Genomic DNA, 10142 nt, shown 5'->3' on the forward strand with positions numbered 1-10142 from the left:
TATTGCCAGCCCATTTAGACTGCCAGCTTCCAAAATTCGGCACTTCGGCAACTAACAAGCCCCCGGGTTTTAAATTGGACATGACCAAACTGTTTAAAAGTTCCGCAGGAGCTGTCAGGTGTTCCAGTACATGAAACATAGTGATTACATCAAAAGGGGTATTGAACACGGCTCCGGATGTATAATATTCTGTATTTATATCTAAGTTGAAATACTTTCGTGCGTAGTCCGCCCTTGGTTGCGAGCTTTCGATGCCCTTGACATTCAAACCCTTAATTGCTGCAAAATGGAGAAACAAACCTTTGCCAGATCCGAAGTCGAGCATGGAAGGCTTATTATTTTCCGTGATATTTCGTATGGTATTAATCACTGACCCATATTCCGATTTTTGGATCTGGAAGAAAATCGATTTGCGGGTATCTTTTACAGTATAATCTTTACCATCATAATATTCGTTGACGTCAACATCCTGTTCATAAAAAGTATACACAGCCCTGCATTTAACGCATTTGTTTATAGAATAGATTATCCCATCGAAATGCGGAATCTCAAAAAGTGTTTCCGACTCACTTTCTTTGCATAACGGACAGGCTGTGTTGTTCATACAATGATTCTGATATAGGAATGGGGGCAAAATACTAAAACACGCTGATATTGGATCTGCAGCGTAGAATCAATTACTGATAGGTTACAGGTCAAAATTGTGTGCCGTTATAGACTTCGTCATCCCCATGAATTTTTCCTTGTAAATCTTGCTTTTAGGAAATAAGGAAGTCATTTCTTCCAGGGACAAAAGACGAATCTCGTCGACATATTGCCTGGCGAAAACTTTATCCCACTTCCTTCCACGGCTTAATGGAGTCTGGGTGAGTAGAGGATATTGCAGTTTCTTAGGAAGGTATTGAAAGAACGGTAGAATATAATGGGCTTCAATAAAAAAATGTTTGTTAGGAGTTTGGACGAAATGCATTTTGCCAACCCTTTGGGCCTCCGCACTCATTTTCTTTTGAGCTTCAAAATTATAAAGATGTTCGATCACTGAATTTGAAAACACAATGTCATATTCTTTATCGGCATATCCGTGGAGATTGGTAGCATCGCCGATCTCGCTAATTATGTTGGGATGAGATGTAATGAATTGCTCAAGGTTAACAAGTTTAATCCTTACGTCCGGGTTTAAGTGATAGGACATGTTGACCCAATAGGACTCTGTTCCCCCTAAATCAAGTATATTTAATGGTAGAGTGCCTGAGCTTCGCTTTTCTTCAATCAAAGGCTTGATTAATGAATGAAAAAACTGAAAGCGCTTTTCCCTGAACTTATTACCCAGGGAGGTCTTTTCGTCTGAACTTGCGAGAAAGTTGATCTTATACACTGCTTTTAGTTTATTAAGAATTGTGGGCCTTTTTAAAAATTTCCAAAAGTTGTTTCGCTGCCTTTTCCCATGAAAATTCTTTTAAGCGAATAGATCCCTTCTCAATCATTTCGTGCTGTAATTCTTCGTTCTCTATTACTAACTTCATTTTTTGAAATATTTCTTCTGTATCGTAAGGATTAAAAGATAACACGGCGTTGCCACCGACTTCGGGCAGACAGGTGTTATCCGCTACAATTACCGGAAGTCTATGCCTGAAAGCTTCTAAAATTGGTATTCCAAAGCCCTCATTTGTTGAGGGAAAAACATATAATAAGGCTCCTGCATATACCTTTGACAAATCTTTATCGGATAAATATCCCGTGATTACGATGTCGTTTTCAAGTTCATTTTTCTTTATTGCATTGGCAATTGCCTGTGAATCACTATTTAACTTTACAGAGTCGGCCTTTCCCACGAGCACTAATTTTCCCCGATACCCATCGTCCTTCAACTTTTTGAAGGCATAAATTAAAGCGGGAATATTCTTACGCTTATCCATTATCCCGACATGCAAGATATAATCTCCACGCTCAAAATCAAATTCATTTAGAACTTTTGATCCATGCGGGCCTGTGGTTTCCTGCAGTACAAATGATTTTGGCCCTTCACATACTGTTATTAGTTTATTTTTATTTATCCCGGTATAGTGATGAATCCGATCGGTCGCATATTCTGTAGGAGTAATTACAAATGCGGACTTCCTGGCGGCAGGAATTGCAAGATTTTTATAAAACCATAACCAGATGCGATTGTAATGGCTGGGATTTTCGAAAAAGAAGGCATCGTGTATAACTGGTATCGTTTTATAACCTATCTGCGTAAACGGAACAATGTTATCCGTACAGAACAAAACATTGCTTCTACTGAACCAGGCTTTTAGAGGTAATTGAATTTGTTTCCAAACCTGTAATCTCACGTGTTCCAGTAGTTTCAATATTTTAATTTCGCCAGTGTAGACGCCAATACCAGTGTCGAAAAAGAGGAATTTTACTTCAGGGCTTTCCAGTTTTTTAAATTCAATGCAAAGCTCTTTCAGATAGGTGCCTGTGCCGGTTTTAGCTATCCTCAGGTCCCGTATATCAACTCCCACTACTAACGGCTTCGTCATTTTTTAATCGTTTTTCTGAAATTATGCTAATGAATATTCCCGTTAGAAACCAGGTGACGTAGGAAATATAAACTGACGACTCAGTTTCTGATGTCAGTGATGGGATAATAAACCCAATTTTGATAAGTAATATCGCTAATGCGAGCTGCCGCTCTTTGTTCGTTAATTTCCTGTACCATTTCCTCGCATTCCTGAGTAAGGAAACATAAATGCTCAAATATAGGCATAAGGCAATTATACCAGCCTGGACTCCGATGATTATGTACTGATTTTCACCGCCTATATTCTCCCCAAGCGAGCCACCGATTCGTCCGGATGAACCCATTCCGATCCCTAAGGGATTGGTATATATAGACATTATGCCCTGGATCCACTCTAATACATGGCCGACGCTGGAGGGATGGGTAAAGTTTAAGGTATCGATGACGACATCCTGGACAAGTTCATCATACCTGTCTTCCTGACTAAGATAATAGATAAAGTAAAGTACTACAGCCGCTATGCCAAAATGGATCATGCGCAAGAGTAATTTCTTATGAGTGATTTTGGAATAACAATAGACTATTATACAATAGCTTATAAAGGCCGATCTGGAGATTGCGAAAATAATAGATAATACCGTTGCACCCAGTGCCAGCCACCCGGGCAGGTCGGGCTTAAACGTGTAATCATCCTTTGTATAAACGCCGGCAATAACGGATAGAGCGATCAATGTTGCACCAGCATGCTCGAGCGGACTGGCGAAAATACTGGCAAAACGTTTGAAACCTCCCAGTGACTCGAAAGTCCAGCTTAACCCATAATTTCCCGAAGGGTCAAGGTTGAATACATAATAGTTAAAGTCGGCCAGGCCAATTAGTGACTGCAGGTGCAAATCGCGCCTTACCTCATACATTAATACCATTGCGGTGAAAACAGCAAGCAGCATGATGTAGTGAAAATACTTGCTGATAAAGATCGTTTTTGGATCAATCAATCGTGCAGCAGCGTATACAACACAAAAGAAAGAGGTCGTCTTGAAAGCAATAAACCGATTTACAAGCCCCTGCTCTCCGATTGGTAGTATTGCATAAAGAAGTGTATAGCAAAAAAACGCCGCTACCGCGTAGTCAACAAAGTGAAATGTCAGTTTTCTTTTAAGATTCCATAAGCAGCTTAAAAACACAATTACTACCAGAACCTCTTTGAAAGATTGGAGAACCGGGAGAAAACCCCGATATCCAAAATTAAAAACTAAAGCGAGTGCCGTTGTATAAAGCGACAGGCCGAATATCAGGTAAACAATGAGGCCCTGAGAATTACCTTTAAATATTTCCTTTACAGCATAAAGAAATGACAATATGTATATTAAAGGGAATATAAGGAGCATATTTACAAGAAGCTGAATATGATCTGGAAATCAAAGTAAGGGCAAATCTAATTTTTTTTAACCTTTTACACGATAATTAAGTCAAATTAGGGGTCACTAGTGTTCGGTTTAGATTTTAGGTTGGCGCTTTCGCGCAATGTCATTAAGCTTTCCCCACTATTTAGACACGCCGGTCTAGAGGTTCCCGCTTTCGCGGGATCGATAGCTATCGGATGATAGATGTTTTAGCTGGTGTGTCCAGGATGGTGGATTTAGGATTATGCTTCCGCTGGAAGGTTTTGGGTTCCCGCTTTCGCGGGAATGACAGATGTTTTGTTAATTATAGGAGATCCCGGCTCGGAGGCCGGGATCGGAGTTTATAACCGCATGCTAAATGAAATGCCGCGCTTGTAAGGTTTTGGCGTTGTTGGTGACATGCAAGGGGTACTTTTATCTATGCAAGAGTATTTTGTTTATATACTAACTAACAAAAGTAATACTGTTTTGTACGTTGGCGTAACTAATAGTATTAAAAGAAGAGTACTTGAGCATAGGCAAAAGCAGGTTTATAGTTTTACAAGTAAGTATAATTGCACCAAATTAGTATTTTACGAAATGCACACACTTGTAAATGCCGCTATCAGGAGAGAGAAGCAAATAAAAAAGTGGCTCAGGAGTTGGAAGAATGAACTTGTTGAAAAGCGTAATCCAGATTGGGTGGATCTGGCTGCTGATTGGTTTAAGTTAACTCATGGATCCCCGCTTTCGCGGGAATGACAAATATGTTTGAGAGTATTGGGGGAGGGGGTTAAGGCGGCCCCCGGCCGCCTTAACCCCCTCCCAATCTTTAAAAACGTCCTGTCATTCCCGCGAAAGCGGGAACCTAACTAATTGACAATCTAAAAGACGTGCCTGCCATCCCCACGATTGCGGGAGCCTAACTAATTAACAATCTAGAAAACCTGCCTGTCATTCCCGGGAAAGCGCGAACCTATGCCGTCTCGTATGGCCTTTATCGTTATGTTAAATTTGGCGAAGCGTCTTCTTAATAAAAAGTAGCTAAGCATCGCTCCAAGATATAAGGATACACAAGAATATGCAGTTATCTTGTGTCTGGGCTTGAGATACTTTTTAAGAAACCAAATCCTGTTTCTGACCAGGTAATAGTGCACAATGGGATCAAGAAAACCTTCTTTACCTTTTTTCTTTGCCCTGGTAGATGCCCCTGCGATATGATAAATCACACTTTCAGGATGATAAATCAATGCGTATCCGGATTCCTTTATCCGAAAGGAATAATCCACGTCCTCATAATACATAAACAGACTTTCATCCAGCAGTCCGACTTTTTTGATCACATCATTACGGATCATTAATGCACATCCCGTAAGCCAGTCTGGTTCTTTCAGGCTCTCGCTAGTTTTTGATCTCGTTTTTCCAGTACCTTCAACATAGTCGTTTCCCATCCATGGGTTGAACCATGAGCCGCCGTTCCATAACAGTGACCTGTTATGATTAAAATATATTTTTGGCTGAATGGCTCCTGCTGCCGGGTTTTCAGCAAGGTAACGGACCAAAATTTCGAGGAAATTTGGCTCTACAAAAGTATCATTGTTCAGAAGAAGCGAGTATTTGTAGTTGTGATTCAGGGAGTAATTGATTCCAGCATTATTGCCTCCGGTAAACCCACGATTGTCCGGGAGCTTGAGATATATTACTTCGGGATAGTCGGAGGACAACTTATCCCCCGATCCGTCTGTTGAATCATTATCGACCAAAATGATGTCAAAATTATCATAATCCATCATTTTCAGAGATTCGATACAATCCTATGTACATTCGAAACTATTCCAATTAATAAGAATAACAGCTGTGTGTTTATCCATTTGCCCGGGTGATTTGTACCTTATCATTGTATATCACATACTCATACATTAATAAAGCAAACAACTCGATAATTAGGGTATATAATCCAAGGAAAAATAAATTCCTGCTCATCGCGATGCTTACAGATAGAACCATCGCAATAACAAATAAAATTAATGCGATACGGAAAATGTACAGATTGCTACCCCGGATAAGCAATTCTATCACGTTAAATGAATTAAGGGCGGCTAGTACTTGTAATAAAGCCATTATTCGCAGTAAAAAGGTTGCATTCGCATTTGGCTGACCTGCGATCAGCTGGACTATTGGCGGAGCGAATGCGATTAAGAAGATCGAAAACGAGGTAAACACCACGAAAAGCATTCTGCGGATCTTCTTTTTAAATAACTTGAATAATTCAGGATCGGAATGGAATATAGAAGCAGCTTTAGGGTAAACGGAGTTGCTTACAGATATGATTAGAAGCCGCCCCGACCAGGTTATCTTGTCACATAATGAGTATGCCCCCAGCCAGTCATTATTACCCCATTTTGCCAACATCAGAAGCATTAAAGACTGCTGAAGTTGAACTGATAAATTATTTCCTACCAGATAAAAGTTGCTCTTCATCATTTCTGTAAATCCAGTGAATGAGGGTAAGATGAAGCGAAGTTGACTAATAATAGCAATCCTGATTAAGAGAAGCAGGTAGATTCCAAAATGAACTGCTCCTAATATGAAATTTATCCAGTGTGCTTCCTTAGAGCCTTGAATCAGAAAGATCACAAGAATGATGATAAGGATTTTCGCCAGGAGATTAGACGCGTTAAATAGAGTGAGACTCTCTTTACCCAAATAAATAAAAAGCGGATTTAATATTTCAGCTAACACCAGGGGGATAGCGAATAAAAAATACCGGCTGATGGGAAAGCCTGAATAATGAAATGCAATAATGCCGCCTGCTACGGCCAGACACAATAAAGACCTTAGCATCAAAATCGAATAGAATATCTTTGAAAGTTCGGCCTTATCGTTCCTATGTATAGCGGTTTCCTTTATGCCGGACTGGCTTGTGCCAAAATTTACGATTACTCCCAGTAATACTGCGCTTGCATTGGCAACCATAGCTTGACCAAAGGCTTCCAGACCAACCTTTTGTGTTAGCAGGGGGTAAAGCAGCATCATGACAACGGCATTTGACACCTGAATGCTGCCTAAATTCAGAAAATTTGAAAACATAGAAGTTTTCAGAGTAGCCCGGACGTTTTTTAAAGAATAAGTAGAGTTACTTAGCATTAATGCTAATTTAGGTTAGTTTGTCCTGGCTAATCAGCCTGCAAGGCTTTTCATCGTCCTGCTGATAGCCAGCTTTTGAACAGCTTTCACAATCCCTTTACTATCAAACCCACACTCCGCCCAAAGTTCCGGCTGTTCTCCATGCTCGATTACTTTATCAGGAATTCCAAGTCTTACAACGTTTGACGAATAGTTATTATCAGCCATAAATTCAAGTACTGCGCTTCCCATTCCCCCTTGTATGCACCCATCCTCAATAGTTATTACGTTTTTAAACTTCGTAAATACGTGGTGCAGAACAGTTTCGTCCAGCGGTTTTACAAATCGCATATCATAATGAGCGGGATGTATCCCTTCAGTGTTCAACTCGAGGCATGCTTTGGCAGCTTCATTTCCAATGTGCCCAATACTTAATATAGCCACATCTTCTCCGTCGCAGATCATTCGCGCTTTACCCACTTCAATTGCCTTCATCGGCCTTCTCCAGTCTGACATGACACCACTACCGCGTGGATACCTGATGCTGAACGGCCCCATGTTTTCCTGCTGGGCAGTGTACATTAGGTTTCTCAGTTCTTCTTCATTCATTGGAGCCGAGATGATCATATTAGGGATGCAGCGCATATAGGCCAGGTCGTATGCGCCGTGATGTGTAGGACCGTCTGATCCCGCGAAACCGGCACGGTCAAGGCAGAAAACAACGTTCAGCTTTTGGATGGCAACGTCATGTATTACCTGATCATAGGCCCTTTGCATAAAAGTTGAATAGATATTGCAGAAAGGTACCATTCCCTGGGTAGCCAGGCCGGCTGAGAAAGTGACAGCATGCTGCTCCGCGATACCCACATCAAATGCCCGGTCAGGCATGGCTTTCATCATAATATTCATGGATGAGCCGGATGGCATAGCGGGGGTAATCCCCATGATCTTTTTGTTCGATTCGGCTAGTTCCAAAAGAGTATTGCCAAATACATCCTGGTATTTTGGAGCTGAGGGTTTGTTCGATACAAATTTCTGGATTTCTCCGGTGATTTTATCGAATAGGCCGGGTGAATGCCATTTGGTTTGATCTTTTTCAGCTAGAGCGTAGCCTTTACCCTTAACGGTAACACAGTGAAGCAATTTCGGTCCCGGAATATCTTTCAAATCATTCAGCACTTTCACCAGGTGTTTCACGTCATGTCCGTCGATAGGGCCGAAATAGCGGAACTTAAATGCTTCAAAGAAATTGCTTCTTTGCAATAAGCCGCCTTTGATAGTTTTTTCAACCTTCTTGACTATTTCATGGGCATTAGGGCCCAAATCAGAAATTTTGGTCAGTACATATGAGATATCGTCGCGAAAGCGATTATATGATTTTGAAGTCGTGATGTCAGTCAGATACTCTTTCAAGGCGCCCACATTAGGGTCTATTGACATACAGTTATCATTCAAAATCACCAGCAGGTTCGAGTTTTCTATACCCGCATGGTTTAGAGCTTCGAAAGCCATTCCGCCCGTCATGGCACCGTCCCCAATTACTGCAACGTGCTGCCGGTCTTTTTCGCCCTTAAAATTTGAAGCAACAGCCATTCCCAGGGCCGCGGAAATTGAGGTTGATGAATGGCCTACCCCAAAAGTATCGTATTCGCTTTCAGACCTTTTTGGGAATCCGCTGACGCCTTTATAGATCCGGTTGGTATGAAAGGAATTCCTGCGGCCGGTCAGGATTTTGTGGCCGTATGCCTGGTGGCCTACGTCCCATACCAGCTGGTCGTAAGGAGTGTTTAGTACATAATGGAGAGCCACAGTGAGTTCCACTACACCCAGGCTTGATCCAAAGTGACCGCCATTGACAGAAACGGTATCAACAATAAATTGCCTGAGCTCGTTGCATATCTGAACCAGATCCGTATCCTTAAACTTTCTCAGGTCAGAAGGATAATTTATCTGCTCAAGAAATTCGCCTGCCTTAACTTCCATGTAGGTGATGTAATAATTAAGGAACAAAAATAAGGTATTTATGAAACTTTTGGGGAAAGAATTTGAGGTCTGACGTCGGAAGTCGGAAGTCGGAGGTCTGAAGTAGGAAGTCGGAAGTCGGAGGTCGGAAGTCTGAAGTCGGACGGGGCTGTTCCCTCCCGGGCAAGACCCGGGATCTGGTCGGGGATCTCGTTATTGACACGCGGCTACAGCCGCACGTGTCGACCTGCACGTGTCGTACGCAAATGTCTCTTGCATGAAATTTATCAAATGTACTATCGCTCCGCTGTGGTTTAAAGCCCTGGTGGATTTGAGATATCTTGAGGACGCGAGCTGCGCCGCGTCTGCAGGAGATCCCCGACTAAATCGGGGAACAGTCGAACAGCCGTACACTAATTAAAATCGTTCTTTCAATCTCACATTTCCTACATTCCTGTATGGAAACCTTTTTTGTTTACATGTTAACCAACAAATACAACAAAGTGCTTTATACAGGTATGACAAATGACCTGAGCCGCCGCGTGTTCGAGCATAAGAATAAATCCGCCAAAGGGTTTACCGCAAAATATAATTGTGTAAAATTAGTCTGGTTCGAAGGGCATACTGATGCCGACGAAGCGCTTACGCGGGAACGATTAATAAAGCGTTGGCCGAGAGAATGGAAAAATAGGTTAGTTGAACGGGAAAATGGTGAATGGAGAGATCTGGCTGACGATTGGTGAGGGCTTTTGGGGCTCTTCTCCGACTGATTCGCGGGATTAGGGCTGTTCCCTCCCGGGCAAGACCCGGGATCTGGTCGGGGGCTGTTCCCCGATTTAGTCGGGGATCTCGTTATTGACACGCGGCTACAGCCGCACGTGTCGACCGGCACGTGTCGTACGCAAATGTCTCTTGCATGAAATTTATCAAATGTACTGTCGCTCCGCTGTGGTTTAAAGCCCGGGAAATTTGAGATATCTTGAGGACGCGAGCTGCGCCGCGTCTGCACGAGATCCCCGACTAAATCGGGGAACAGCCTCTCCGCCCAGCTCAGACCTCAGACCTCAGACCTCAGACCTCAGATCCCAAAAATTCCCCGTACTTTTAAAACACCCCATGCAGCCAAACGACAATTTCCAAATTCAACTTCCCCAGTTCGAAGGGCC

The 10142-nt window shown here is 42.3% G+C and carries 9 protein-coding genes; 2 read left to right on the forward strand and 7 right to left on the reverse strand.

Annotated elements, in window-relative coordinates; all coding sequences use genetic code 11:
* From ACLL8Z_RS13080 to ACLL8Z_RS13095, 4 genes are all read right to left on the reverse strand, one after another.
* On the reverse strand, window positions 1-604 hold a 604-nt coding region (locus ACLL8Z_RS13080), incomplete at its 3' end, for a class I SAM-dependent methyltransferase (RefSeq protein ID WP_411275230.1).
* A gap of 84 nt (window positions 605-688) precedes the next feature.
* Entirely contained in the window at window positions 689-1375 is a 687-nt protein-coding gene (locus ACLL8Z_RS13085) for a methyltransferase domain-containing protein (RefSeq protein WP_411275231.1), read from the reverse strand.
* Between the two features lie 13 nt (window positions 1376-1388).
* On the reverse strand, window positions 1389-2525 hold the full coding sequence (locus ACLL8Z_RS13090; RefSeq protein ID WP_411275232.1) for a glycosyltransferase family 4 protein: 1137 nt from the start codon (window positions 2523-2525) through the stop codon (window positions 1389-1391).
* Window positions 2497-3864, reverse strand: coding sequence for an O-antigen ligase family protein (locus ACLL8Z_RS13095; RefSeq protein WP_411275233.1), 1368 nt, complete (start codon window positions 3862-3864; stop codon window positions 2497-2499). The genes ACLL8Z_RS13090 and ACLL8Z_RS13095 overlap by 29 nt, the downstream gene beginning before the upstream one ends.
* A gap of 465 nt (window positions 3865-4329) precedes the next feature.
* On the opposite strand from ACLL8Z_RS13095, the gene ACLL8Z_RS13100 reads away from it, so the two are divergent.
* Window positions 4330-4650, forward strand: a complete 321-nt coding sequence (locus ACLL8Z_RS13100) for a GIY-YIG nuclease family protein (protein ID WP_411275234.1) — start codon at window positions 4330-4332, stop codon at window positions 4648-4650.
* 176 nt (window positions 4651-4826) lie between these two features.
* On the opposite strand, the gene ACLL8Z_RS13105 is transcribed toward ACLL8Z_RS13100, so the two are convergent.
* The 3 genes from ACLL8Z_RS13105 to dxs are packed head-to-tail and all read right to left on the reverse strand — an operon-like array spanning window position 4827 to window position 8997.
* Window positions 4827-5696, reverse strand: a complete 870-nt coding sequence (locus tag ACLL8Z_RS13105; protein WP_411275238.1) for a glycosyltransferase family 2 protein — start codon at window positions 5694-5696, stop codon at window positions 4827-4829.
* 55 nt (window positions 5697-5751) lie between these two features.
* A complete protein-coding gene (locus tag ACLL8Z_RS13110) occupies window positions 5752-7035 on the reverse strand; it encodes a lipopolysaccharide biosynthesis protein (protein ID WP_411275235.1) in 1284 nt (427 codons plus the stop codon).
* Window positions 7036-7068: 33 nt separating this feature from the next.
* Window positions 7069-8997 carry a 1-deoxy-D-xylulose-5-phosphate synthase gene (dxs, locus tag ACLL8Z_RS13115; RefSeq protein ID WP_411275236.1) on the reverse strand — a complete coding sequence of 643 codons (1929 nt, stop codon included), beginning with the start codon at window positions 8995-8997 and terminating at the stop codon, window positions 7069-7071.
* Between the two features lie 437 nt (window positions 8998-9434).
* Here dxs and ACLL8Z_RS13120 point away from each other — a divergent pair, with 437 nt between their 5' ends.
* Window positions 9435-9719 carry a GIY-YIG nuclease family protein gene (locus tag ACLL8Z_RS13120; RefSeq protein ID WP_411275237.1) on the forward strand — a complete coding sequence of 95 codons (285 nt, stop codon included), beginning with the start codon at window positions 9435-9437 and terminating at the stop codon, window positions 9717-9719.
* Window positions 9720-10142 lie beyond the last annotated feature (423 nt).

Source organism: Daejeonella sp., assembly GCF_046590655.1.
In the GTDB taxonomy this organism is placed as follows: Bacteria; Bacteroidota; Bacteroidia; order Sphingobacteriales; family Sphingobacteriaceae; genus Daejeonella.

Coding starts and splice junctions, on each gene's coding strand:
- ACLL8Z_RS13090 (WP_411275232.1), bottom strand. CDS start 2,525: ATGACGAAGCCGTTAGTAGTGGGAGTTGATATACGGGACCTGAGGATA.
- ACLL8Z_RS13120 (WP_411275237.1), top strand. CDS start 9,435: ATGGAAACCTTTTTTGTTTACATGTTAACCAACAAATACAACAAAGTG.
- ACLL8Z_RS13100 (WP_411275234.1), top strand. CDS start 4,330: ATGCAAGAGTATTTTGTTTATATACTAACTAACAAAAGTAATACTGTT.
- ACLL8Z_RS13110 (WP_411275235.1), bottom strand. CDS start 7,035: ATGCTAAGTAACTCTACTTATTCTTTAAAAAACGTCCGGGCTACTCTG.
- dxs (WP_411275236.1), bottom strand. CDS start 8,997: ATGGAAGTTAAGGCAGGCGAATTTCTTGAGCAGATAAATTATCCTTCT.